26 protein-coding genes are annotated in these 24,309 nt (G+C 69.9%); 11 read left to right on the top strand and 15 right to left on the bottom strand.

Features of this window, described 5'->3' with window-relative positions:
• Positions 1–107 precede the first annotated feature (107 nt).
• On the bottom strand, positions 108–1,550 hold the full coding sequence (gene yczR, locus IFR14_RS05555) for a MocR-like transcription factor YczR (protein ID WP_079705091.1): 1,443 nt from the start codon (positions 1,548–1,550) through the stop codon (positions 108–110).
• 63 nt (positions 1,551–1,613) lie between these two features.
• Between yczR and yczE the strand changes: the two genes are divergently transcribed.
• Complete coding sequence (yczE, locus tag IFR14_RS05550) at positions 1,614–2,279, top strand: membrane protein YczE (RefSeq protein WP_064294226.1); 666 nt, start codon at positions 1,614–1,616, stop codon at positions 2,277–2,279.
• Between the two features lie 82 nt (positions 2,280–2,361).
• Here the strand turns inward: yczE and IFR14_RS05545 are convergent, their stop codons facing one another.
• Positions 2,362–3,690, bottom strand: a complete 1,329-nt coding sequence (locus tag IFR14_RS05545) for a cation:dicarboxylate symporter family transporter (protein ID WP_191940508.1) — start codon at positions 3,688–3,690, stop codon at positions 2,362–2,364.
• Between the two features lie 199 nt (positions 3,691–3,889).
• Between IFR14_RS05545 and IFR14_RS05540 the strand changes: the two genes are divergently transcribed.
• The gene (locus tag IFR14_RS05540) at positions 3,890–5,548 is read left to right on the top strand and encodes an ATP-binding protein (RefSeq protein ID WP_191940507.1); all 1,659 of its coding nucleotides are present in this window, start codon (positions 3,890–3,892) and stop codon (positions 5,546–5,548) included.
• Positions 5,545–6,252, top strand: a complete 708-nt coding sequence (locus IFR14_RS05535) for a response regulator (RefSeq protein WP_191940506.1) — start codon at positions 5,545–5,547, stop codon at positions 6,250–6,252. Before IFR14_RS05540 ends, IFR14_RS05535 begins: the two co-directional genes overlap by 4 nt.
• Positions 6,253–6,482: 230 nt before the next feature.
• On the opposite strand, the gene IFR14_RS05530 is transcribed toward IFR14_RS05535, so the two are convergent.
• The 3 genes from IFR14_RS05530 to IFR14_RS05520 are packed head-to-tail and all read right to left on the bottom strand — an operon-like array spanning position 6,483 to position 8,799.
• Positions 6,483–8,135 (bottom strand): hypothetical protein, encoded by a 1,653-nt coding sequence (locus tag IFR14_RS05530; RefSeq protein ID WP_191940505.1) that lies wholly within the window; start codon positions 8,133–8,135, stop codon positions 6,483–6,485.
• On the bottom strand, positions 8,132–8,527 hold the full coding sequence (locus IFR14_RS05525; protein WP_191940504.1) for a hypothetical protein: 396 nt from the start codon (positions 8,525–8,527) through the stop codon (positions 8,132–8,134). The genes IFR14_RS05530 and IFR14_RS05525 overlap by 4 nt, the downstream gene beginning before the upstream one ends.
• Entirely contained in the window at positions 8,524–8,799 is a 276-nt protein-coding gene (locus IFR14_RS05520) for a hypothetical protein (RefSeq protein ID WP_191940503.1), read from the bottom strand. The genes IFR14_RS05525 and IFR14_RS05520 overlap by 4 nt, the downstream gene beginning before the upstream one ends.
• Positions 8,800–9,004: 205 nt before the next feature.
• Between IFR14_RS05520 and IFR14_RS05515 the strand changes: the two genes are divergently transcribed.
• From IFR14_RS05515 to IFR14_RS05505, 3 genes are all read left to right on the top strand, one after another.
• Entirely contained in the window at positions 9,005–9,619 is a 615-nt protein-coding gene (locus tag IFR14_RS05515) for a hypothetical protein (RefSeq protein WP_191940502.1), read from the top strand.
• Between the two features lie 170 nt (positions 9,620–9,789).
• On the top strand, positions 9,790–10,647 hold the full coding sequence (locus IFR14_RS05510; protein WP_137242313.1) for a DUF4097 family beta strand repeat-containing protein: 858 nt from the start codon (positions 9,790–9,792) through the stop codon (positions 10,645–10,647).
• Positions 10,644–11,276: a PadR family transcriptional regulator gene (locus IFR14_RS05505; protein WP_191940501.1), complete on the top strand. Its 633-nt coding sequence runs from the start codon at positions 10,644–10,646 to the stop codon at positions 11,274–11,276. The genes IFR14_RS05510 and IFR14_RS05505 overlap by 4 nt, the downstream gene beginning before the upstream one ends.
• 59 nt (positions 11,277–11,335) lie before the next feature.
• Here the strand turns inward: IFR14_RS05505 and IFR14_RS05500 are convergent, their stop codons facing one another.
• On the bottom strand, positions 11,336–11,845 hold the full coding sequence (locus IFR14_RS05500) for a septum formation family protein (protein WP_191940500.1): 510 nt from the start codon (positions 11,843–11,845) through the stop codon (positions 11,336–11,338).
• A 184-nt stretch (positions 11,846–12,029) separates the two neighbouring features.
• On the bottom strand, positions 12,030–12,536 hold the full coding sequence (locus tag IFR14_RS05495) for a septum formation family protein (RefSeq protein WP_229940073.1): 507 nt from the start codon (positions 12,534–12,536) through the stop codon (positions 12,030–12,032).
• Between the two features lie 261 nt (positions 12,537–12,797).
• On the opposite strand from IFR14_RS05495, the gene IFR14_RS05490 reads away from it, so the two are divergent.
• Positions 12,798–14,801 (top strand): APC family permease, encoded by a 2,004-nt coding sequence (locus IFR14_RS05490; RefSeq protein WP_249406893.1) that lies wholly within the window; start codon positions 12,798–12,800, stop codon positions 14,799–14,801.
• A 59-nt stretch (positions 14,802–14,860) separates the two neighbouring features.
• Positions 14,861–15,151 (top strand): hypothetical protein, encoded by a 291-nt coding sequence (locus tag IFR14_RS05485; protein WP_079001460.1) that lies wholly within the window; start codon positions 14,861–14,863, stop codon positions 15,149–15,151.
• 69 nt (positions 15,152–15,220) lie between these two features.
• On the opposite strand, the gene crcB is transcribed toward IFR14_RS05485, so the two are convergent.
• From crcB to IFR14_RS05465, 4 genes are read right to left on the bottom strand one after another with little or no spacing between them, the layout of a single operon-like run.
• Positions 15,221–15,601: a fluoride efflux transporter CrcB gene (crcB, locus tag IFR14_RS05480; RefSeq protein WP_137242314.1), complete on the bottom strand. Its 381-nt coding sequence runs from the start codon at positions 15,599–15,601 to the stop codon at positions 15,221–15,223.
• Positions 15,598–16,032, bottom strand: coding sequence for a fluoride efflux transporter FluC (locus IFR14_RS05475; RefSeq protein WP_342365649.1), 435 nt, complete (start codon positions 16,030–16,032; stop codon positions 15,598–15,600). Before IFR14_RS05475 ends, crcB begins: the two co-directional genes overlap by 4 nt.
• Positions 16,029–16,553, bottom strand: a complete 525-nt coding sequence (locus IFR14_RS05470; protein WP_191940498.1) for a universal stress protein — start codon at positions 16,551–16,553, stop codon at positions 16,029–16,031. The genes IFR14_RS05475 and IFR14_RS05470 overlap by 4 nt, the downstream gene beginning before the upstream one ends.
• A gap of 4 nt (positions 16,554–16,557) precedes the next feature.
• Positions 16,558–17,142 carry an HhH-GPD-type base excision DNA repair protein gene (locus tag IFR14_RS05465; RefSeq protein WP_064294211.1) on the bottom strand — a complete coding sequence of 195 codons (585 nt, stop codon included), beginning with the start codon at positions 17,140–17,142 and terminating at the stop codon, positions 16,558–16,560.
• Positions 17,143–17,349: 207 nt separating this feature from the next.
• Here IFR14_RS05465 and IFR14_RS05460 point away from each other — a divergent pair, with 207 nt between their 5' ends.
• Together IFR14_RS05460 and IFR14_RS05455 are read left to right on the top strand one after the other, a co-directional pair.
• Positions 17,350–17,565 (top strand): DUF3073 domain-containing protein, encoded by a 216-nt coding sequence (locus IFR14_RS05460; RefSeq protein ID WP_064294210.1) that lies wholly within the window; start codon positions 17,350–17,352, stop codon positions 17,563–17,565.
• A gap of 134 nt (positions 17,566–17,699) precedes the next feature.
• Positions 17,700–18,869, top strand: a complete 1,170-nt coding sequence (locus IFR14_RS05455) for a 2TM domain-containing protein (protein ID WP_137242317.1) — start codon at positions 17,700–17,702, stop codon at positions 18,867–18,869.
• A 69-nt stretch (positions 18,870–18,938) separates the two neighbouring features.
• Here IFR14_RS05455 and purF read toward each other — a convergent pair whose 3' ends face one another.
• The 3 genes from purF to IFR14_RS05440 form a co-directional block, all read right to left on the bottom strand.
• A complete protein-coding gene (gene purF / locus IFR14_RS05450; RefSeq protein WP_085511828.1) occupies positions 18,939–20,396 on the bottom strand; it encodes an amidophosphoribosyltransferase in 1,458 nt (485 codons plus the stop codon).
• A 70-nt stretch (positions 20,397–20,466) separates the two neighbouring features.
• The gene (gene purM, locus IFR14_RS05445) at positions 20,467–21,579 is read right to left on the bottom strand and encodes a phosphoribosylformylglycinamidine cyclo-ligase (RefSeq protein WP_191940497.1); all 1,113 of its coding nucleotides are present in this window, start codon (positions 21,577–21,579) and stop codon (positions 20,467–20,469) included.
• Complete coding sequence (locus IFR14_RS05440) at positions 21,576–22,061, bottom strand: DUF2273 domain-containing protein (RefSeq protein ID WP_191940496.1); 486 nt, start codon at positions 22,059–22,061, stop codon at positions 21,576–21,578. The genes purM and IFR14_RS05440 overlap by 4 nt, the downstream gene beginning before the upstream one ends.
• 84 nt (positions 22,062–22,145) lie before the next feature.
• Here IFR14_RS05440 and zapE point away from each other — a divergent pair, with 84 nt between their 5' ends.
• Complete coding sequence (gene zapE, locus IFR14_RS05435) at positions 22,146–23,291, top strand: AFG1/ZapE family ATPase (RefSeq protein ID WP_191940495.1); 1,146 nt, start codon at positions 22,146–22,148, stop codon at positions 23,289–23,291.
• A 6-nt stretch (positions 23,292–23,297) separates the two neighbouring features.
• On the opposite strand, the gene IFR14_RS05430 is transcribed toward zapE, so the two are convergent.
• Positions 23,298–24,302, bottom strand: coding sequence for an NAD-dependent epimerase/dehydratase family protein (locus tag IFR14_RS05430; protein ID WP_191940494.1), 1,005 nt, complete (start codon positions 24,300–24,302; stop codon positions 23,298–23,300).
• Positions 24,303–24,309 lie beyond the last annotated feature (7 nt).

The raw sequence follows: 24,309 nt of genomic DNA, 5'->3' as shown, positions 1-24,309 counted from the left end.
GTAATTATGTCACCGCACACCCCTCCGACGGCGGTCTCGCGCGGAGGCTGGACACGGCACGCACGAGCACTGCGTGTGGAGCGGTGTCACGCTCGTCGGCGGCGACCTCAGACGACGTCTTCGAGGTAGTCCAGCGCCGGGACATGTCCGAACATCGCGGAGTGCCACGTCTGCGTCAGCAGCTCGACCGCCTGCTCGGTCTGGGCCCACGGATAGCTGATCGGGATGCGCAGGTAGCGCTCGAACGCACCGTCGATCCCGAACCGCGGCCCGGCGACGATCACGAGCCCGTGACTCCGAGCCGCGAGCGAAAGCTGCGAGGAGGCTGCCTCGCCGAGGTTCACCCAGGTGGCGATCCCGCCGTCGACCCGCGGCACGGTCCACTCGGGGAGGCGGTCGGCCAGCAGGTCGACGAGCCGGTCGCGGGTCTCGCCGAGCGCGACACCGCGCCGGGCGACGATGCCGTCCATCGCCGGCATCAACTGCTGGACGGTCAGCTGGTCGAGGATCGGGGTGCCGAGATCGCCCAGTGAGCGCGCCGAGACGAGCTTCCTGATCGTGCCTCGCTCGGCGCGGATCCACCCGATGCGGAGGCCGCCCCAGATCGTCTTGCCCACCGAACCGATCGTGATGATCGACGCCGGCGCGCCCTGGAGTGCGGCGAACGGGGTGCCGTCGAGGCCCTGATCCGTCGGCCGGTCGATGTCGAGTTCGGCCGTGGTCTCGTCGATCACGAGCACCGTCCCGTGCCGCTCGGCGGCTGCAGCGACCCGTCGGCGGGTCTCGAGCGGCATCGACGCCCCGGTGGGGTTGTGGAAGTCCGGCATGAGGTACGCCATCGCGGGGCTCGTGCGTTCGAACCACTGTTCGAGCTCGCGGACGTCCCAGCCGGTCTCCGAGGAGACGGTCGCCGCGCCGAGCCTGGCTCCGGCCGCGCGGAGCGCCTCATAGGCGTGGGGATAGCTCGGCATCTCGACGAGGACGCGGTCACCTCGACTGAGCAGGGTGCGCGCGATGAGGGCGATCGCGTGCTGAGCCCCGACGGTCACCATGATCTCGTCGGGGTCGGTGGGCAGGCCGCGCGCGGTGTAGCGGTCGGCGATGGCCTGCCGGAGCTCGGGCATGCCGACGAGGTCGTAGTCGAAGTCGTGCATGTACCGCGGCAGCTCGGCGGCGGCAGTGGCCACGGCGTCGATGATCTCGGGGCACGGCGGGACGGCCGCCTTGCTGAAGTCGAGGAACCCGCCCTGTGGCACGGGAGCCAGCGCAGTGGGTGCCGACGGCAGGAGGGTGACGCTGCCAGAACCGCGGATGCTGCGGAGGTAACCGGCCTCGCGCAGTTCGCGGTACGCCGCGGTGACCGTGGTGCGGCTCAGCGCGAGCCGATCGGCCAGTTCCCGCTCGGCCGGCAGACGGGTGCCGACCGGGATGCGTCCGTCGAGGACGAGGAGTCGGATGCGGTCGGCGAGACCGCGGTACGCGGGCGCAGCGGTCTTCCACTGCCCGAGCAGGGCGGCGAGCGATCGGGCACTCAGGGTGATGGAAGCCATTGAACCACGATACCCGGATTGGCCTCTAGCGCCAAAGCCAATCCTGCAATTGGATTGTCCACCATGACCCGTCGTGTGCTCCAACTCCTCATCGGCCTCTTCCTGTACGGCATCGCCATCGCGATGATCGTGCGCGGTGCGGTCGGCGTCGCCCCGTGGGACGTCCTGACCCAGGGGCTCAACCTGCGAACCGGCCTGAGCTTCGGACTCATCACGATCATCGTCGGCGGGCTCGTGCTCCTCGCCTGGATCCCGCTCAAGCAGCGGCCGGGTGTCGGCACCGTCCTGAACGTCCTCCTCGTGGGGCCATCGGCCGACATCGGGCTGGCGTTCATCCCCGCGGACCTCGACCTGTGGGCGCGCATCCTGCTGTTCGCCGGCGGACTGCTCCTCCTCGGCGTCGCATCCGGCCTCTACATCGGCGGCAACTTCGGCCCCGGCCCGCGGGACGGCCTCATGACCGGCATCCACCGCGTCACCGGCTGGCCGATCTGGGTCGGGCGCACGGGCGTGGAGCTCGTCGTCCTCGGCATCGGGTGGCTGCTCGGCGGGAACGTCGGCATCGGAACGGTGGTCTTCGCCGTGCTCATCGGCCCGATCTGCGGCTACACGATCCCGTTGTTCCGGATCGCTCCGCGGACGGAACACTCGACCACCGCCGTGGACGAGGCGGTGCTCGAGGGCGACACCCCGCCGTCGAAGCCGATCGTCGACTCCCCGGCCAACTAAAGCACCGGGCCTCCGGTCCCTGAGCTTGTCGAAGGGCAGGGACCGGATGTCCGGTCCCTGCGTCTGTCGAGGAGCCAGCCGGTCAGGGCTTCGCCGCAGCCACCGCCACCGCGCCCGTGTGGTCGTCGACGCTCATCGTCGCCTCGTCGAACCGCGAGCGACCGGAGAGGACCTCGCCGACCTGCACCCGGTCGACCTCCTTCACCCACGTGCCGATGATGATCGTGGCGACCGCGTTGCCGGTGAAGTTCGTGAGCGCACGCGCCTCCGACATGAAGCGGTCGATGCCGACGATGAGGCCGACCCCGTCGACGAGGTCGGGTCGGTTGGCCTGCAGCCCACCGGCGAGGGTCGCGAGACCGGCACCGGTGACGCCCGCGGCGCCCTTCGACGCGATGATCATGAACACGAGGAGCGAGATCTGCTCACCGAGGTTCATCGGGACGCCCATGACGTCGGCGATGAAGATCGACGCCATGGTGAGGTAGATCGCGGTGCCGTCGAGGTTGAAGGAGTACCCCGTCGGGACGGTGATGCCGACGACCGGCTTGGAGACACCGAGGTGCTCCATCTTCGCGATGAGTCGCGGCAGCGCCGCCTCGGAGGAGGAGGTGCCGACGATGAGGAGGTACTCACGGCCGAGGTACTTCATGAGCTTGAAGATGTTGAAGCCCGTCGCGAGGCGCAGGACGCCACCGAGCACGACGACGATGAACAACGCACAGGTGATGTAGAACGCGATCATGAGCGTGGCGAGCCCGACGAGCGCGCTCGCGCCGGCGGACCCGGTCACGGCGGCGATCGCGCCGAAGGCACCGACGGGCGCGATCCACATGATCATCGCGAGCACCCGGAACACGAGCGCCTGGATGAGCTTGATGCCGCGCAGGATCGGTTCTCCCGTCGCGCCCATCTTCTGCAGCCCGAAGCCGACGAGCAGGGCGACGAAGAGGACCTGCAGGATGTTGCCGCCGGTCAGCGAGGACACGAGCGTCGTGGGGATGATGCCGAGGATGAACTCGGTCGTGCTCTTGGCCTCCCCCTCCACCTGGTAGCTCGTCTCGGCGAGGTTCAAGCCGGCGCCCGGCTGGATGAGGTTGCCGACGACGAGGCCGATCGCGAGGGCGAAGGTCGACATCACGATGAAGTACAGCAGCGCGAGCCCGCCGACCTTGCCGACGGTCGCGGCCTTCGCGATCGACCCGACGCCGATCACGATGGTGCAGAAGATGACCGGGGCGATCATCATCTTGATCAGCGCCACGAAGGCGTCGCCGATGGGCTTGAGTCCCTTCGCGAACTCCGGGGCGGCGAGGCCGACGATGACGCCGGCGAGCACCGCGACGATTACCGCGAGGTAGAGGTAGTGGGTCTTGTCCAGCCGTTTCAGGGAGGAGAGCGTCATTGCCATTCCGGATCCGTTTCGTCGGCCGCGTCAGTGCGGCAGCGGGTGGTCGATCGACCCATGCTGCGACCGCCCCGCCGGATCGAGCGGGTTGTGGTCGTAGTGACCGCTTGTGGTCGTACTGGTCGCGGTCGGCGACGCCTGAGGCCGTCGTCACCCCCGATACTTGAGGGGTCGACGCGACGGAGCAGACGGAGGTGACGCGATGGCCGGTCGGTCCAGGAGCATCGCCTCGCGGCTCTTCCTCGTGCAGCTCGTCGCGGTCGTCGCGATGACCCTCGTCGCCGGCGTCCTGCTCTGGTTCCAGGCCCGCACCGAGACCGAGGACCGCGCGGTCGCGAAGTGCCTCGACGTCGCGAACGGCGTCGCGGACAACCCCTACGTCGTCGCGCAGCTCGGCTCGGATCATCCGTCGGACGCGCTCCAGCCCTACGCCGAGGCACTCATGCGCGACACCGGTGTCGACTTCGTGACGATCATGGCTCCGGATCGCACGCGGTACACGCACCGCGAACGCGACCAGATCGGCAAGCCGTTCATCGGTACGATCGGACCGGCGCTCGAGGGACGGACCTTCACCGAGACGTACACGGGCACGCTCGGCCCCTCCGTCCGCGCCGTCGCACCCATCCGTGACGACGCCGGCGAGGTCGTCGCCCTCGTCGCCGCGGGCGTCACGGTCAGCAACGTGTCCGAGACCTTCGAGACCCGGGTGCCGTGGTTGCTCGGAACGGCCCTGCTCGTGCTCGTCATCGGCGCGATCGGCTCCTGGACGCTCCGTCGCTACCTCGCACGGGTCACCGGGTCGCGCGGCCCGGAGGACCTCGCCAGGATGTTCGACTACTACGAGTCGGTGCTCCACTCGGTGCGGGAGGGGCTCGTCCTCGTGGACCGCCACCGCCGTCTCGTGCTCGTCAACGACCAGGCGGCCGAACTGCTCGGGCTGCCCCTCGGTGAGCGTTCCCCTGGTGCGGTGCCGGTCGACGAGCTGCCGATCGACGCCGGCCTGCGCGAGCTCCTCGCGAGCGGACGCCAGGCCGTGGACGAGATCCACCTGACACGCGACCACGTGCTCGTCGTGAACCAGGAGTCGGCGGTCGGTCCGGGCGAGACGGCAGGCCCGCACCCGCGTGGGTGGGTGATGACGCTGCGCGACCACACCGAGATCGAACACCTGAGCGGCGAGCTGGCCTCGATGCGGACGATGAGCGACGCCCTGCGCTCGCAGACCCACGAGTTCGCGAACCGGCTGCACACGATCGTCTCGCTCATCGAACTCGACCGGCGGGAGGAGGCGCTCGACCTCGCGGCGCAGGGCCTCGGAGCGAGTCAGCGGTTGACCGACCGCGTGCTCGCGGCGGAGCAGGAGCCGGTGATCTCGGCATTGCTGCTCGGCAAGACGGCGCAGGCGGCCGAGCAGGGGGTCGAGCTGCACCTCGAGAGCGACCCCGCGCTCGGACGCGTGCGCGTCGACCCGGCGGTGATCGTCACCATCCTCGGCAACCTCATCGACAACGCGATCGACGCGGCGTCCGGCCAGCGCCCGTGGGTGGAGGTCTACCTCGGACAGGGACTACCGGACGAGCTCGGTACCGAGCGGTCCGCCGACGCCGAGACGACGGAGCTCGTGATCCAGGTGACCGACAGCGGACCGGGCCTGCCCCCGGAGACCCTCGACCTCGCGTTCACGCGCGGCTGGTCGACGAAGGAGCCCGGCCGCTACGGTCGGGGGTTCGGTCTCGCGCTGGTCCAGCAGGCCGTGACGCGGCTCGGCGGCACGATCGAGGTCGTCCGCGAGCCGTCCTCGGCGTTCGTCGTGACGCTGCCGGCCGCAGTCGGCGTCCGGGACGAGGCAGGCACATGAGCGAGCGCATCCGGGTCCTGGTCGTCGAGGACGAACCGATCACCCAGCAGGCCCATGCGTCCTACCTGCGCCGCGTCGAGGGCTTCGAACTCGCCGCCGTGGCGGGCGATGCGGCCACCGCGATGCAGGCGCTGCGGGCAGCTGCGGCCCACCGCTCCCCCGACGACCGGATCGACCTCGTCCTGCTCGACCTCAACCTGCCGGACGCGCACGGCCTCGAGTTGTGCCGACGCATCCGGACGGCGGGTATCGACGTCGACGTCATCGCCATCACCGCGGCCCGTGATCTCCGGATCGTCCGGGCGGCGGTCTCGGCGGGCATCGTCCAGTACCTCATCAAACCGTTCGCGTTCCCCGCGTTCGCCGACAAGCTGGAGGCGTATCGCTCCTTCCGGCACACGATGTCGGCCGAGGGCTCGGTCGCGAGCCAGCACGAGGTGGACCTCACGCTCGCCACGCTGCGAGCGCCGTCCTCCCGCCCGCAGTTGGCGAAGGGCCTCTCGGAGGACACCCTGCGTCTGGTCTCGGACCTCCTCCGGCAGGCGGCCGGACCACTCTCCGCGAGCGAAGCGGCAGCCGCGGGGTCCCTGTCGCGGGTGACGGCCAGGCGCTACCTCGAGTACCTCGCCGAGACGGGCGCCGTCGAGCGGTCGCCGCGCTACGGCACCCCGGGGCGCCCGGAGCTCGAGTACCGCTGGCGCTGAGCGGACGTCGCTCTCCACCGCCCCGGCCCCTGAGCCGCCCCCTGCCTCCAGTCCCCGAGCAACCCCACGCGGTCCCCGAGCCACCCCTCCGGTCCCCGAGCCGCCCCGGGCCTCCGATCCCTGAGCCACCCCACCCGGTCCCCGAGCCACCCCGAAGCCCCTGGTCCCCGAGCCACCCCCTGCTTCCGATCCCCGAGCAACCCCACGCGGTCCCTGAGCTTGTCGAAGGGTCAGCTCGGGTTCACGACGGCGTAGATCTGGTTCCAGTTCGCGAAGCCGGTGACCGGGTCGTCCGAGCCGTTCAGCATGATGTCCTCGTCCACGGAGTTCGTCTCGCCGGTCGACGGATCGTAGATCTCGTAGTCGCCGTCGTGGAAGCCGATGATGAGCACGTAGTGCTGCGGGATGGTGTTGTCGCTCGGGCCGACGAGAAGCGGGACGGGCGTCCCGTCGTTCGCCGCCGCCGCGGCCTCGGTGAGTGCCGCGCCTCGGCCCGAGTCACCACCCAGGGCGTTGGTCCAGTCGATGTGGTAGTCGGTACCGGTGCGGTCGGATTCGGTGACCGCGCCACCGGGCGCCGTGCCCGCGACGTTCGGGTAGTCGATCGGGCCGGGGAACAGGTCGTTCGCACGGTCCTGGACGGCCTGCTGCAGGAACGTCATCCGATCCTCGGTGTCCAGACCGGCCGCGTCGGCGAGGTCGAGTCCCCGGAGGTAGTCGGGCACGTGGCCGTCGAGGAACTCGCCGGTCTGCAGCCAGTAGGCGAGGAACGGGTCCGACTGGGCGGCGAGGGTGATGAGCGTCGTCGATCCGCAGGTCTTGTTGTTGTACTGGTCGAAGGTCTCGCCGTTCACCGTGGCGTCCCCGTTGTCGCCGACGCCGAGGTTCGTGAGCTCGTCGATCATGCGCTGGCGTTCGCCGGGCGGAGCGTTCTTGATCGCGTCGGCGAGGGCGAGCACGGAGGAACTGCCGGCGCCGGTGGCGATCGCACTCATGAGGAGGGCGCTGACGGCAGGGTCGCCGGACTCCTCCATCGCCGCGAGGATGCGTTCGCGTTCGTCGTCGCTCATCGCGTTCCAGTTCTGGACGTAGTTCGCCCATTCCGTCTCGGAGAGGACCGAACTGTCGGGGTCACCGTTCGGGAACTGCGTCCGCGAGACGAGGACGTCCAGCCGCGTCTGGCCCACGGGCACCTCGACGCCGGCGAGCACGGCGTAGCCTTCGGCGTCCGACAGTGCCCGCTGCAGCGCCTCACCGGCCGCCCATGCGTCGTCGTAGGCGTCGTGGCAGACGGACACGCCGTCGAGGATCTGGCCGGCCCCGCGGATGAGGTCCGAGAGCACACCGGCGACCTCTCCGGCTCCGGTGATCGGGTTGGTCATCGCCCATGGGTTCACGGAGATGTTCCCGATGGTCCGCTGACCGTCGCGGATGGTGTCCGCACCCGGATGGTGGGCGGCGCGGGCCGCGGTGATGGCGTCCGCGTAGTCGCGGAGACCGCTGGCACCGGTCCGGAGACCCTCGATCTCGCTGCCGACGAGGGTGTTGACGGACGCCAGGACCTGCGTCGCGCTCGCGCCGGTCACCCCGACGAGTGCGTCGGGCAGGCTCGACGCGGTGACGGTGGAGAGCGTGGTCTGGATCGCCTCCGCGGCGAGCACCGCGTTCTCGTACTGCTCCGCGAGCCCGTCAATGGTGGCCGGGTCACCCGGCGGTGGGGTGTCCGCGAACGTGGAGGATCTGGGGATGAGCCCGACTGCGCGATCGACGAACGAACCGATCGAGGTGATGAAGCTCAACGGGTCGCCGGTCAGCGAGCCGATGAAGGTGGCGAGCACGTCGATCTCGGCTGAGCTCTTGGTGCGGAGGTCGGAGAGGTTCATGGTCGGTCCCCGGTCCCGGCGGCGCGCGTGGTCGTGGCGAGTCCGGAGAGGAGCTGCAGCACGACGGTCTGCAGCCTGGCGACCGCGCGCAATTCGGCGGCGGTCTCCGCACTGTCGGATCCTCGGCGACGCGCGTCGATGAGGGCGTCGAGCAGCACGGCCCCCGCCTGCTCGTCCGTCAGCATGCCGGCGCCGAGGCCGATGACGGCGTCGAGACCGGCCGTGCGGACCACACTCGCGACCTGCTCGGTGACGCCGGCGGGGACGCCGGCTCCTCGGAGTTCCGCGGCCAGGGACGCGACCCGCGCGCCGGTCGCGGCCCGCTCGGCCGCGTCACGACGATCGGACGGGACCGCCGTGGGTGGCGGAGCCTGCGGCGGCGGCGCGGTCATGAGGCGTCCTCGGCGAGCGCCGCGTCCGTGCCGGCCATCGTGTCCGCGACGTTCTGCATCCACCGTGCGAAGTCGTCGAGTGTCTTGCCCGCCTCCGTCATCTCGGTCCGCCACGTCAGTTCGAAGGCGGCGGCGTTCGCAGCCACCTGCTCGTCGAGGAACGACGTGTCGAGGCAGGTCGAGAAGACCCCCGTCGCGCTCGTGGCCGCCCCACCCACCGCTTGGACGACCGCCGCCAGGCCCGCGCCGTCCACCTGCATCGTGCCACTCATGGGTCCCCGCTCTCCGGTGCTGTTCGCGCTGCCCGGTCGATCCCGGTGAGGCGCCTGATCCGATGGTTCCACCTTGTCCCCGCCGGCTCCGGAAGACGATGGGCAGCACTCCCCATCACCCGTCGGGCGTCGGACGTGGCGCACGCCGGGGTGTCGGTTACGGTGAGGGTGACGCGTCCGCTCGGGCGCCGCGGAGGGAACCGTCATGCAGCAGATCCATCGTCGCCTCGCGACCGTGTCGCTGACGATCCTCGTCGCCGCGCTCGCTTGTACGGGATGCGGCCTGTCGGCGACACCCGTCGTGGCCGACGAGACCGACCACGCCCGGCTCACCGCGTTGGCCGATGATCCGCTCTTCACGGACGGCAGCGTCACCGGGCCACGGGTTCCGGACACCTCTGCCAACGTCAGCGTGCAACGCGGGGCGATCACGGTCGAGGACCTCTGGCCGTCGGACGTGACCGCGGAACCAGGAGCGAGCGGACCCGCCTGGCCTGCCGCCACCGCCATGTTGGCCCAGCTGCGCGACGCAGGGTGGCGACCGGTAGCCGTCTCCTGCGAGCTGGATCCGTCGTCGGGGTTGGAGGGCGCGACGGTGTACGCCACGAAGGAGTTCGACGACTTCACCGCTGCGCTCGAGGCCGAGGTGAGGCCTCCATCCTCGAAGCTCGTCGGGTACGTGCCCTTCCATGCGGAGGCCGACGACCCGTGGTCGGCGCACTCGGAGGTACCGGCGGGATCCAGTTGCCTCGACGGCAGTGGGCCGCCGAGCGACGAGGGGTCCGTCCCCGACGACCTGGCCATCGCTCCCTGGTACTGAGCCTCCGCCGCTGCAGACCGACGTGCGCCGCGACGACCGTCCGGCCGCCGATCCCAGGGTCGACTCAGGGTGATCCCGGAGGTTCCGGGGGTTGCCACGCACCGAGACGCGATATATCGTGAATTCCAGTTCAACGCGATATATCGCGATCACTCGGAAGGAACCGCACCATGGCACAGGAGAAGTGGATCATCGCTCCCGGCGAGAGCCGCATCATCGACCTCGAACTCGTGAGACGACTCAAGGTCGGCCTCATCGGCGGCCAGGTCGACATCATCGGACACGACGAACCCGGCGCCCGCATCGAGGTGGGGGCCGTCACCGGCAAGGACCTCAAGATCACCATCGACGGCGACGTCGCCGAGATCGACCACCCGCAGCTGCGCTGGGACAACTTCCTCGAAGTGTTCTCGAACTTCGGCGCCAATCGCGCCACGGCCCAGGTCAGCGTCCTCGTCCCCCGCGACATCGCCCTGACGTTCGGCGTGGTCAGCGCCAGCGGACTGGTCGCAGGCCTCACCGCAGACGCCAAGCTCAACACGGTGTCCGGCGACCTCGTGGCCGACCGGATGACCGGACGGCTCGACCTCAACTCCGTGAGCGGCGAGCTCACGGTCCAGAACCACACGGGTCGCATCCAGGCGCACACGGTCTCGGGCGACGTCACCGTCTCCGGCGACATCACGCGCGCCTCGATCGACGGCGTCTCCTCCGACCTGCTCCTCGACATCCACGGTGCATGCGAACAGCTCGACCTGAACACCGTGAGCGGCGCGATCACGGTCCGTCTCGACGAGGAACTCGCCGCCCGCTACACGGCGAACTCGGTCGGCGGCCGCCTGGCGATCGACGGCGTCGTCCTGAAGGGGCTGCGCGGTGGCGGGTACAACTCGCACACCGGCGCCCTGTCCGGACAGTTCGCCGAGGTGCGCATGAACACCGTCGGCGGCGCGGTGACCGTCCTCCGCCGCCCGGCTGCCGAGCCGGCGGGCGCGGCCACCACCGCAGGGAGCGAGGCAGGCGCATGAGCCCCGTCTTCGCCCACGGCAGCCTGCGACTGTACCTCCTGAGCCTGCTCGACGAGTCGCCGAAGCACGGCTACGAACTCATCCAGGCACTCACCGACCGGAGCGGTGGCACCTACATCCCGAGCGCCGGCACCATCTACCCGCGCCTCGCGAAGCTGGAAGAGGAGGGACTCGTCACGAAGACGAGTGACGGCCGGAAGACCGTCTACGAGATCACCGAGGCGGGCCGGGCGGAGCTCGCAGCACGGGCGGGCGAGCTCGACGGCATCGAGGACCAGCTCACCGATTCCGTCCGTCGTATCGCCGACGAGGTCCGTAGCGGGGTCACGGCGGCCATGAAGAGCCTCCGGGCCGATCTCGCCTCAGCCGCGCGCGAGGCGAAGCAGTCCGCGAAGCCCGGTCCGAGCTGGACGTCGACCGCCGAGGAGAGCGCCGACCAGAAGGTGCAGGGACGCCTGGCGCTCCACGAGACCGGCGTGTCGATCAACGAGTTCCGCCAGGCGGTCCGAGCCGAACTCCGCGAGCACGTCGCCCGTGGAGGCGCGCTCGACGACGACACCGTGTCGGCCCTGCGTGCCGACCTCGTCGCCGTCCGCGACCGCCTGCGGGAGCGGCTCAGCGGCTCCTGACGATCGACGACGACGTGCCCGCCTTCCCGTCTGGAGGCGGGCACGTCGTCGTCGCCGCGTCAGCGGGCGGCGCCGGAGAGCGACCCGGCCGTCGGCGCGGTGTCGAAGATCAGACAGCTGACGAGCCGATCATCCAGCTGGTCCCAGCTCTCCTCGGTCGGCCAGTAGAAGCTGTAGTCGAGTGCCGACTCCTCGAACGGGATACCGACGAAGCGCTCGAACTGCGCCAGGCACCCGGCGTCCGCCTCCGAGGTGACGGCCTCGTCGCCCGGCCATTCGTCGCCCTCCAGCTCGAAGTCGGCGTAGACCTCGAGGTCGTGATCCGCGGAGCACGGCACGGTCGGTACTTCGGTGAGTTCGTCGGCGGTCGACGAGTCGTCCAGGCAGTCGCCGACCGCGATGGTGAACACGTCGGTCGCGCCGCCCTCGAGGATCTCTCCGGACTGCGGGTCGCGCGTCTCCGCCGGCTTGGGGAGGATGCCCTCTATAGCACTGCAGCCGGAGAGGGTCAGTACTGCGGCGACCGCCATGGAGACGGTGATGGCAGGGAGGAAGCGATGGGAGGTCATGGGAGGTCCTTGTCCGGAGGGAACGTGAATGGCGCTCGGCAGCGCTCAGGCCGAAGCAATCCAGTATATGACATATGAGTTGTCATGAATTGTGCGTAGCCCCCGGATTCAGGGCCGAGAAACGGGACCACCCGACCCCACTCTGGAGTCGGGCGGTCCCGTCGGTGCTGCGCGCGCGGTCGACCTACCGTGCCGCGCCGGCCAGCGAGCCCGTGGTCGCCGCGGAGTCGTAGATCACGCAGGTGACGAGCCGGTCGTCCACCCCGTTCCAGCTGGCCTCGGTCGGCGTGTAGTAGTTGAACTCGAGGCTGGAGTCCTCGTAGACGATCCCGACGAACGCCTGGAACTGCGCGTAGCAACCGTCGTCGGCCTGCTGCGTGACGGCTTCCTCGCCGGGCCACTCGTCGCCGGTCAGCGTGACCTCGCCGTACACCTCGTACTGGTGCGGCTCGGAACAGGGCACGGTCGGCACCTCCGTGACCTCGTCGGACGACGACTCGTCGTTCAGGCAGTCGCCGACCGAGAGGGTGAAGACGTCCGTCGTGCCTCCACCGACGATCTCACCGGACTGCGCGTCCCGGGTCTCGGCTGGCTTCGGGAGGATGCCCTCCACGACACTGCAACCGGAGAGCGTCAGGGCCGCGGCGAGGGCGGCGAGGGCGAGCGGGAGGAGACGACGGCGAGCGGTCACGATGAGGGTCCTTGAGGTGGGTGGTCGATCACGAGCGACTGTCCGGGCTCACAGCCAAGCAACAGCCGTCGATCAGGATATTGGTCGACCATCCTGGTCCGCCACTCCCCCGCTCGATGAACACTGCGTCACGGTCGGGTGACGATGCCTGTCCATCCAGCTCATCCCCGCTTGACTCCGGTTCCCGAAGGAGTAATATCGCCGCTCGTGACAACTGAGGGTCGAGAGCCCGGGACAGAACCACGATCGGCAAAACGCTGGTTGATCGGGGACCCGCTGCCGACCGAGAACCTGGAGGGCCAGCTCCTCCCCAAACGGCTCGCGCTGCCGATCTTCGCGAGCGACGCACTGTCGAGTGTGGCGTACGCGCCGCAGGAACTCCTCATGATCCTCACGCTCGGCGGGCTCGCCTTCCTGAGCTTCGCGCCGTGGGTCGCGGCGTGCGTCGTGATCCTGCTCGTCGTGGTCGTCGCGAGCTACCGGCAGCTCATCAAGGCGTACCCGTCGGGTGGTGGCGACTACGAGGTCGCCCACCGGAACCTCGGCGAGAAGGCCGGCCTCGTGGTCGCCTCCGCTCTCCTGGTGGACTACGTCCTCACGGTCGCCGTGTCGGTGGCCTCGGGCGTCGACAACATCATCTCCGCGATCCCCGGGCTGAACCCGTGGCGCGTCGAGCTGGCCGTCGGATTCGTCCTCGTCCTCATGGCCGTGAACCTCCGTGGCGTGCGGGAGTCGAGCAAGGCCTTCGCGATCCCCACCTACTTCTTCATCGCGAGCGTGCTCGTCATGATCGTCGCCGGACTCGCCCGCACGTTCATGGGCGACGCCCCGGTCGCGTCGAGCGCCGAGTTCACCGTGCAGGGCGAGAGCCTCACCCAGGCGGCGTTCATCCTGCTCCTCCTCCGCGCCTTCTCCTCCGGTTGTTCAGCACTCACCGGTGTCGAAGCCGTCTCGAACGGCGTCCCGGCGTTCCGCCGCCCGCAGATCAAGAACGCCCAGAAGACGCTGGTCCTCATGGGCGGCACCGCGATCGTGCTGTTCGTCGGCCTCACCGCGCTCGCCCTCATCTCACGCGTGCACTACGCCGAGAACGCCTGTCACCTCGAAGGGTTCGCGGACTGCGCGACGACGCCGCAGCCGAGCCTCATGGCCCAGGTCGCGACCGCGGTCTTCGGCGCGAACAGCATCCCGTTCTTCCTCATCCAGGCGGCGACCGCGTGCGTCCTGCTCCTCGCGGCCAACACCGCGTTCAACGGCTTCCCGCTGCTCGGCGCCGTCCTCGCGCGCGACTCCTACGCCCCCAAGTCGCTCAACACCCGTGGCGACCGCCTCGTGTTCTCGAACGGCATGATCATCCTGGGCCTCGCCGCGTGCGCGATCCTCGTCGTCTACCAGGCGAACCTCACCCAGCTCATCCAGCTGTACATCATCGGGGTGTTCGTGTCGTTCACGCTGGGCCAGACAGGCATGGTGAAGCACTGGCTGCGGATGCTGCGGGAGGGCTGCGACAACCGCGGCTCCGTCTACCGCGGCCTCGCGATCAACGCGTTCGGCGCCCTGCTCACCGCGAGCGTCCTCATCGTCGTGACGATCACGAAGTTCACCCACGGCGCCTGGCTCGTCTTCGTGCTCATGCCGATCCTCTTCGTCCTCATGCTCGGCGTGAACCGCTACTACCGCGACGTCGAGAAGGAGGTCGAAGTCGACCCGACCACGACCTTCGGCGCGACCGGCGACCACGCGATCGTCCTCGTCGGCAAGATGCAGAAGCCGATCCTCAAGGCGCTGGACTACGCGATCGCCGCCAAGCACGACAGCCTCGAAGCGGTCCACATGTCGATCGATCCGGAGGCCACGAAACTGCTCGAGCAGCAGTGGATCGAACAGAACATCCACGTGCCGCTCGTCATCCTCGAGTCGCCGTACCGCGAGTTCGCGATGCCGCTCGCGAAGTACATCAAGGCGCACCGTGCTGAGCACGGCGCCGAGGTCGTAACGGTCTACATGCCGCAGTACATCGTCGGGCACTGGTGGGAGAGCCTCCTCCACAACCGGCGGGCATCGCGGATCCGCAACCAGATCATGCTCGTCCACGGCGTGACCGTCGCCCTCGTGCCCTGGCTGCTCGACTCCTCGGAGCTCATCTACGGACGTCGGTCACGGCCGCTGCCCGGCCAGGAACGACGTGGCGAGATCGTCCGCGTCAAGAAGCCGGTCGAGCGGAAGCCGCACATCGACCGCAACACGGGGCAGCCCCGCTCCTGATCGGCCACGCGCTCCGGCGACGGCGTGAGGGAGTTGTCGCAGACTGACAGACTGGGGACATGTTCACCTGGGGTCTCTCGCTGCTGTTCCTCGCGGCCGTCTTCGGGACGCTGTCGATGGTCCGTCTCATCGCCGCGAACCCCGACTCGCCGCTGCCGATGTGGCAGGGCCGCCCGCAGCGACTCCCGCAGTTCACGATCATCCTGCGCGGGCTGTCGGGCGGACTCGGCGTCTTCGGCGTCTTCCTGCTGTGGTCGGAGATCGGCTTCTGGAGCATCCTGCTGCTCGTCGTCGCCCTCGGGATCCCGATCGTGCTGAACCTCCGGCACAACCGCCGCTTCGAGGCATAGCCGCCGTGTTCGTTCGCCCATCTTCGGGCGAACGAACGCTCATTCGCCCGTATTTGGGCGAACGGGCGGTCAGGCGAGGAGCGAACCGAGCCCGTAGCCGACCAGGGCTGCGACGACCGACGCGACGAGCATGCCCAACGCGTTCGTCAATCCGGCCCGGGAACGTCCGTCGTGGAGCAGCCGGACGGTCTCGATGCTCGCGGTGCTGAACGTCGTGTACCCACCGAGCAGGCCACCCCCGAGGACGAGCCGCCACGCCTCGTCGACGACCCCGCCGAGGGCCAGCGACGTGACGAGGCCGAGCAGGAGCGACCCGCTGACGTTGATGACGGTCGTCCCCCAGGGGTACGCACCACCCACGCGGGAGCGGACCAGGCCGTCGACGACGAAGCGGGCCGCGGCACCGACACCGCCGGCCGCCGCGATCGCGAGGAAGAGCCACGGCGTCACGAGTGGCCACCGCCGATCCGTCGGGCGAGGACGATGCCGCTCCAGCTCGCCAGGACGCCCAGCACGACGCTCCCCACCGCGTACAGCACTCCCACGAGCGCGCTCCCCTCGATGAGGAGGACACTGCTGTCGGCCGCGAGCGCGCTGTACGTCGTGAAGCCGCCGAGGACGCCGGTGCCGAAGAACAGGCGGAGATCGCGTCGACCGCCTACGTCGGGCCCGCGTCGGAGCAGCGACTCGAGGAGGAGACCGAGCAGGAAGGCGCCGACGACGTTGATGCCGAGGATGGCCACCGGGACACCACCGATCGGCGGGACCGCGAGGGAGATCGCCTCGCGGGCGCCCGTCCCGATCGCGCCGCCGAGCGCGACCATCGCGATCGTGGCGGGTTGGAGGTGCGGAGCCCGTGTCCCCGTCGGAGCGGCCGTCACCGCAGGTCGCCGGCGGAGGCGTCCCAGAGTGGTTCGTCGGTGGCGCTCGGCGCGAGTGGGACCACGATCACCGGACGCGCCTGCCGATGGGCCAGCGTCGCGGCGACGGAACCGTTGAAGAACTCGAGGATGCCCTTCCGGAGGCCCCGCTCCCGGGTCCCGACGATGATCGCCCGGGCGGACACCGAATCGGCGAGTCGACCGAGGGCACGAGCCGGGTCACCGGCGAGCTGGGTCAGCTCCCACACGACGCCGGTGTCGTCGAGGAGACGGTGCGCCGTCGCCTCCAGGCCGGGATCGGCGGGCTCCGGGTCGAAGTCGTGCAGATCTGCGTCGAACGGCAACGACGTGACGGTGCCGTCGACGTTCTCGACCACGACGAACCGGCTCGCGTCGACGTGAGCGAGGACGAGCCGGCAGGCGAAGGCCTGCGCGAACGACGCCGCCTCGACGAGCACGGTGTCGGGCTGCCCCGGCGTGACACCGACCACGATCGCTGTACCCCGCTGCGCTTCGCTCATGTCGTCACTCCCCCTTCGCGCGCTTCGCGGCAGCCTTGGCAGCCTGCTTCGCCGCCCGCACCTGCGCGAGCGACTCCGGGTCGACGATGTCGGCGACGGACCGGAGGCTGCCGTCCTCGCCGTAGGGCGCCGACGCTTCCCGCCAGTCGGCCGCGTCGAGCCCGTACTGCTTGCCGAGGAGCGCGAGGAAGATCTTCGCCTTCTGCTCACCGAACCCCGGCAGGGCGAGCAGGCGCTTCAGGATCTCCGGGCCGTCGGGCGCGTCGCGCGTCCAGATCGCCTCCGCGTCGCCGTCCCAGTCGTCGACGATCGCGGCGCAGAGCCCCTGCACCCGGCCGGCCATGGAACCCGGGAACCGGTGCACGGCGGGACTCGTCTTGAAGAGGGAGGCGAACGCCTCGGGTTCTTCCCGCGCGATCGTGGCCGCGTCGAAGGAACCGAGGCGGTCGCTGATCTTCAGCGGGCCGGCGAACGCGGTCTCCATCGGCACCTGCTGATCGAGCAGCATGCCGACGAGCAGGGCGAGCGGGTCGGTCGACAACAGGCGGTCGGCGTCCGCATCTCCGGTGATGTGCAGGGTTCCGGTCATGGGTCCATCGTCCCACCACTCGACGTCCTGGCCCAGCCCCGTTCCGTCGCGGTGTCGGCATCGGTGCCCGGCAGACCGTCTCCGTACGAGCGCCCCGTCCACGGGCGGCATGGTAAGCTCAACGCTAGTCTTTATCGTTCCCTGGTAGGCGAAAGCCCCGGACGCCCCGCAAGCGCGGCCGGTCAGAAAATCATGAGGGGGTCTCGCATGGGTCGTGGCCGTCAAAAGGCAAAGCACACGAAGATCGCTCGTGAGCTCAAGTCGTTCAGCCCGGACGTGAACTACAACGCGCTCGAGCGCGAGCTCACGGGGCACTCCGTCGACCACCCGGGCACGGGCGTCGACGAGAGCTACGACGACGAGATCGCCAAGTGGGCTGAATACGCCGAGAAGTACGCCGACGGTGAGGCGAAGGGCGCGTAGGCGCGCCCTTCCCACCGTTCCGGCGCGCGCCTGCATCGGCGGTTCGCCGTCGCTCCAGCACCTCACGGCTGGGTGATCTCTCAGACGAGTGTCGGCAAATGGAGTTCTCGCTGGGCGGAGACTAGCCTGGACGGATGAACACCGACGAACTCCGCGTTGCCGCCAAGAAGCGCCTGAAGGCGCAGCACGATTTCAAGCAGTTTCTCGCCGTCTGGGGTGCGGTCTCCGTCCTCCTGATCGTCATCTGGCTCCTCACCGGCGCCTGGGGATACTTCTGGCCGATCTGGCCGATCTTCGTGATGGGCATCGCCCTGGTCTTCGTCGGACTCGACGCCTACGGTCCGTCCAAGCACATCACCGAGGACGCCATCGACGCCGAGGTCGCGCGCCTCGTGAACCAGCAGCAGCAGCGCGCTGCCGCTCGCGAGGCCGCCTCGCAGCCGAACCCCGCGCAGGCACCGTACGCCGGTCAGAGCGGTTACGAGCAGCACCCGTACCAGGCGGGTCAGACCGGCCAGGCGCCGGTGTACGACCCCGCACAGTACGGACAGACGGCCGCCTACGACACCTCGCAGTACGCGGGTGGCCAGACCGGCGGCTACGGCACGCAGCCGACCCAGGGCGCCCAGGCGACGCAGCAGTACGGCGCCTACCAGGCCCCGTCGGCCGAGGCTCCGGCCTCCGAGGCTCCGGCGCCGGAACCCACCTCGGACTGGGTGCGCGCCGCCGAGCCCACCCCGACCGAGCAGTTCGCCGCGGTCTTCTCCGGCACCGACCGCGCGCCCGAGGCCGCAGCCGCGCCGAACACGTCCGCCGAACCGGCCGAGTCGATCGTCCTGGAGTCGACGTCCACCGGCGACGCCGAGACCGTCGCAGCCGCCGCCGACGAGACCGAGGCGCGCCTCGCGAGCGACGAGACCGGACGCGACGAGACCGTGTCGGCCGCCGCACCGGCCGCGGCCGTGAGCGCGCCCCGCACCTCGACCAGCCGGTCGACGACGACGCGTTCGACGACGGCCCGGAAGCCCGCCGCCAAGACGACCACGGCGGCGACGGCCGCGGGCACCACCGTCCGCAAGACGAGTTCGACGCGCGCCACCACCGGTTCGACGACGCCGAAGGCCGCAGCAGCCAAGACCACGACGCCGAAGGCCGCAGCCACGAAGGCACCGGCGACGAAGACGACGGGCGCCGCAGCGAAGCCGGCCACCGCGAAGGCACCGGCGAAGCCGCGCACGACGAAGCCGAAGGCGGCCCCCGCGGCCGCGCCGGCGCCGCTCGAGCAGCCCGGTACGCCGGAGTAGCAGTCGGTTCCTGAACGACGAAGCGCGCGAGCCCCTCGGGGCTCGCGCGCTTCGTCGTTCAGGCGGGACTCAGGAGAGCTGTGAGCGCTCCACCCACTCGAGGTACTCCTCGGAGACGGTACCGGTGACGTACTCGCCGGTGAAGCAGCTCATCTCGAGGTCGCTGATGCCCGAGCCCTCGAGGATGGCGGCCTTCATGTCGGCGACCTCCTGGTAGATGAGGTTGTCGGCACCCAGCTCGCGGGCGATGTCGGGGATCTTCTTGCCGTGTGCGACGAGCTCCTGGCGGGACGGCATGTTGATGCCGTACACGTGGGGGTAGCGGACCGGCGGTGCGGCGGAGGTGAAGGTCACCTTGTTGGCACCGGCGAGACGCGCCATGTCGACGATCTCCTTCGACGTCGTCCCGCGGACGATCGAGTCGTCGACGATGAGGATGTTCTTGCCCTTGAACTCCGAGCCCATCGCGTTGAGCTTCTGGCGGACGCTCTTCTTGCGCTGCGCCTGGCCCGGCATGATGAAGGTGCGCCCCACGTAGCGGTTCTTGTAGAAGCCCTCGCGGTACTCGATGCCGAGCTTCTGGGCGACCTGCATGGCCGCCGGGCGGGAGGAGTCCGGGATCGGCATGACGACGTCGATGTCGCCCATCGGCGTGTACTCGGCGATGGTGTCGGCGAGCCGGTTGCCGAGACGCAGTCGTGCCTCGTAGACCGAGATGCCGTTCATGACGGAGTCGGGGCGAGCGAGGTACACGTACTCGAAGGAGCACGGAACGAGCCGCGGGTTCTTCGCGCACTGCCGCGAGTACAGCTCACCTGACGCGGTGATGAAGACGGCCTCGCCCGGGGCGATCTCACGGACGATCTCGTAGCCGCCGGCCTCGAGGACGAGCGACTCCGAGGCGACCACCCAGTCGTTGCCGACCAGGCCCGTCTGGCGCTTGCCGAGGATGAGCGGACGGATACCGAACGGGTCGCGGAAGGCGAGCAGGCCGTGACCGGCGATGAGGGCGATCGTCGCGTAGGAGCCTTCGACCCGCTCGTGCACGTTCTCGACGGCGTTGAACACCTGGTCGGGATCGAGGTCGAGACCGCTGATCTGTCCCTGCAGCTCCGTCGCGAGGACGTTGAGCAGCAGCTCAGTGTCGCTCGTGGAGTTCACGTGGCGACGGTCGACGTGGAACAGGTCCTTGCTGAGCTCGCGGGTGTTCGTCAGGTTGCCGTTGTGGATGAGGGTGATGCCGTAGGGCGCGTTCACGTAGAACGGCTGCGCCTCGCTCTCGTTGGCGGCGTCGCCCTTCGTCGCGTAGCGCACGTGGCCGAGGCCCATGTTGCCGAGGAGGGAGCGCATGTCGCGGGTGCGGAAGGCTTCGCGCACCTGGCCCTTGGCCTTGACCATGTGGAAGGTGCTGCCGTCGGCGGTGGCGATGCCGGTGGAGTCCTGACCGCGGTGCTGGAGGAGCAGGAGGCTGTCGTAGACCTGCTGGTTGGCAGGCTCGGTTGAGACGATGCCGACGATGCCGCACATGCGTGGGGACTCCTTGGGGTTCGTGCTGGGCGAGTGGCGGAACGGAGGAAGGTGGGCCGGAGCGGTGCGACTAGTCGCGGTAGGCGCCCACGAGGCGGACGGCACCGCCGTCGACCCCCTTGGCACCCTGTTCGAACGCGCTGAGGTCTGCGGCGTCGTCGCCGAGGTGCACGGTGCCGACCTGCCAGGTCGCGATCCCGTCGGCCTCGAGCGCCGCCATGACACCGGCGGCGACCGCCGGCGAGACCACGGCGAAGAACCCGACGCCCAGGTTCCAGGTGCCCTCGCTCGACTCGAGCGAGGATCCGGCCAGCGCGCTCAGCGTCCGGAACACCGGCGACGGGCTCCAGGTGGAGCGGTCGACCTCGGCCCAGGACCCCTTGGGCAGGACGCGCGCGAGGTTGGCGGCGATCCCACCTCCGGTGACGTGGCTGAGCGAGTGGACGCCACCCGCGAAGGCCGGGGCGTCGAGCAGCCGCAGGAGGGGCAGGGTGTAGAGCCGCGTCGGCTCGAGGAGCGCCTCGCCGAACGTCGTGCCGAGGTCGTCGCTGTGGTCGGCGTAGCCGACGCCCGCCTGGGCGAGGATGTGTCGCACGAGGGAGAAGCCGTTCGAGTGCAGGCCCGAGGACGCGAGTGCGAGGACGACGTCGCCGTCCTCGACACGGTGCTCGCCGAGGATGGCGTCCGCCTCGACCGCGCCGGTGCAGGCCCCGGCGACGTCGTAGTCGTCGACCCCGAGGAGTCCGGGGTGCTCCGCGGTCTCGCCGCCGATGAGGGCCGTGCCGGTGTCGGAGCAGGCCTGGGCGATGCCCGAGACGATCGAGGCGATGCGCTCCGGGTGGACCTTGCCGCAGGCGATGTAGTCGGTCATGAAGAGCGGCTTCGCCCCGACCACGACGATGTCGTCGACGACCATGCCGACGAGGTCCTGGCCGATGGTGTCGTGCTTGTCGATGGCCTGCGCGATCGCGACCTTCGTGCCGACGCCGTCCGTCGACGTCGCGAGGAGGGGCCGACGGAAGGCGGTGAGTGCCGAGGCGTCGAACAGGCCGGCGAACCCGCCGAAGCCGCCGAAGACCTCCGGACCGTGCGTCTTCGCGACGGCGGCCTTCATGAGCTCGACGGCGCGGTCACCGGCTGCCGTGTCGACACCGGCCTCCCGGTAGCTGGTGGATGAGGTCATGACCGTCCTGAACCTTCTGCGATGGGTGGATTCGGGGGGCCGGACTCACCTGGCTCGGCACTGACGGAACCGTTCGGTTCCGCGTCGGCCGCGGGGGTCCCGGCTGGATGCACGTCAACTCTATCCGCTGCGACGATCCGCGTCCGTCGCGCCATGGAGCGGTCGATGAGGAGACCGACGACGAGGGCGATCGCACCGAAGACCACGACGCACACGAGTAGGAGGAAGCCGAACACCTGGGTGAGCGAGTAGTCGGCGCTCCCCGGGAACGTGAAGGTGAGGATGAGGGCGGCGATGACACCGACGAAGGCGCCGATGACGAGGAACCGCCAGTAGCGGGGCGACCGGCGCACCGAGACCGAACCGGAGGAGTACACGGTCGCGACCTCGGTGTCGGTGTCGGGCTCGGTCGAGGGCGTCGGACCGGTCGGTTCGGATGGGTGCTGAGCTTCCGGTGCTGGCTGCCCGGTGGCGTCTGTCATGCCTCCATTCTCCCCCACGATCCTGGGCATCGTGAACCGATGGTGAACGGCCGCGGTCGACGTGCCGACGGGTACGATCGAGCGGTGGACACGACGGGGACCGAGACGACCGATCCCGCTCCGATCCCTCCCGACGACACCCTGCTCGCGGCGGTCGAATCCGCGGCGGCCGACGCCGGGTTCACGCTCGAGCCGCAGCAGCTGGAGGTGGCGAGGCGTCTGGCGTCACTCCGGATCGGCGAGGATCGACCCGCACACCTGTACCTGTGGGGTGCGGCCGGGCGGGGCAAGACCTGGCTCCTCGACGCGTTCTTCGCAGCGCTCCCGACGCATCGGAAGCGTCGCGTCCACTTCCACTCCTTCTTCCGCGGCCTGCACGCCGCGATCCACCGGGTCCGCACGGAGGCCGCCGACGCTGCTCGGGCGACGGGTGAGCCGGGCGCCGGGTCCCGCGCGGCGGCCGGAGCGGTGACGAACGCGGTCGAGCAAGCGGTCGACGAACTGCTGGACGAGGTGGACGTCGTGCTCTTCGACGAGTTCCAGGTGCACGATCCCGGCGACGGCGCGCTCATGGTCCGGCTGCTCGAAGCGCTCTTCGCCCGACCGGTGACCCTGTTGACGAGCTCGAACTCCGCGCCGCAGGACCTGCTGCCGGACCCGGGGTACCACCACATCTTCGAACCCGGCATCGCCCTGATCGAAGCGAACATGCAGGTGCTCGAACTCGCCGGCTCGACCGACCACCGTCGCAGCTCCCCGGTCAGGCACGGCGACGGCTTCGCCCGCGGCAGCTGGTCCATCGCCGGCGAGTCCGCGGACGCCCACCTCGCGGCACTCGGCCTCCACCGTCCGGGGCCAGGCGAGGCGACGACGCTGACGATCAGTGGCCACACGTTCCAGGCCGCCGCCGCGCGCGACGGCGTCCTCTGGTTCGCCAGCGCCGAACTCATCGAGCGTCCGACCTCGGTCGGCGACTACCTCGCCTGGGCGGCGGACGACGGCCGGTGGGTCCTCGACGCCCTGCCCGAGTCCCACGCCCTCACCCGGGAGGCGCGCGCCCGATTCGTCCACCTCGTCGACGCCCTGTGCGATCTCGGCGTCGAACTCCACGTCGTGGCCGCCACCGACCAGGAGACCTTCATGACCGATCCCGCCCTCGGACCGGAGGGGTTCGCCCGCGACGCGGTCAGGACGCGCAGTCGGCTCGCCCTCCTCCGCGAGATCCACTGACAGCAGTCAGTTCCCGGCGAGCACGGCCCGCTCGATGGCACGGTCCAGTCCGACGACGGGCCGGTCCGGGCGCTGCGGCGCCACGCCGCCGAGTGCCTGCAGCCACACCCAGGTGTCGGCGACGGTCTCGGTGACCGGACGACGACGGAGACCCGCCGCAACCGCACGCGAGACGTCACCGTGATGCATCGCGTCGGCGTCCGGTCCGGTGGGGAGCCAGACGGGCAGTTGGGTCCAGGGCTGGATCCCGGCCGCGAGCACCCGCTCCTGATCCACCCAGCGGAGGGTCGCGCCTGACCCGGTCGCGGCGACGCAGGCGTCGAGCAGCTCCCCCAGCGTCGTCGCCCGCGGCTCGCTGACGACGTTGAACGCACCACTCGCGCCCGTCGAACCGGCGGCGAGGAGGAAGGCCGCGAGATCCCGCGCATCGATGTACTGGATGGGGTCGGAAGCGGCACCAGGGGCGAGCACCTCACCGCCCTCGGCGATCCGCGCCAGCCACCAGGGCAGTCGTCCGATGTTCTCGTGCGGGCCGAGGATGAGGCCGGCTCGCGCCAGGACCGCTCGGTCGCCGAACGCCTGCACGGCGGCCAGCTCACCGCCGCGCTTGGCACGGGCGTAGTCCGCGAAGCCGTCGTCGTGCGCCGACCCATCGACGACCGGCGCGTCCTCGTCGGCACCGGCGGGAAGCGGATCGGCGTAGACCGAACGACTGGAGACGTACACATAGGTCCCGACCCGGTCCGCCAGCAGCGCGGCCGCGTCGCGGACGGCGACCGGAGCCCACGACCAGGTGTCCACCGCGACGTCCCACGACCCGACCCTGAGCGCGTCGAGTCCGCCGGGCAGGGTCCGGTCGCCGTGCAGCACGGTGACCGCGTCCGACGGCGAGGACCGGTTCGTACCGCGATGGAAGACGGTGACCTCCCAGCCGGCGGCGATGGCCTCGTCGACGACCGCTCGCCCGACGAACTCCGTCCCGCCCAGGACCAACAGTCGATTCGTGCTCATGCCTCCA

Source organism: Plantibacter sp. CFBP 8775 (genome assembly GCF_014839505.1).
Classification (GTDB): Bacteria; Actinomycetota; Actinomycetes; order Actinomycetales; family Microbacteriaceae; genus Plantibacter; species Plantibacter auratus.
The sequence above is the reverse complement of the archived record's forward strand: the minus strand, read 5'-3'. Positions and strand labels throughout refer to the sequence as shown.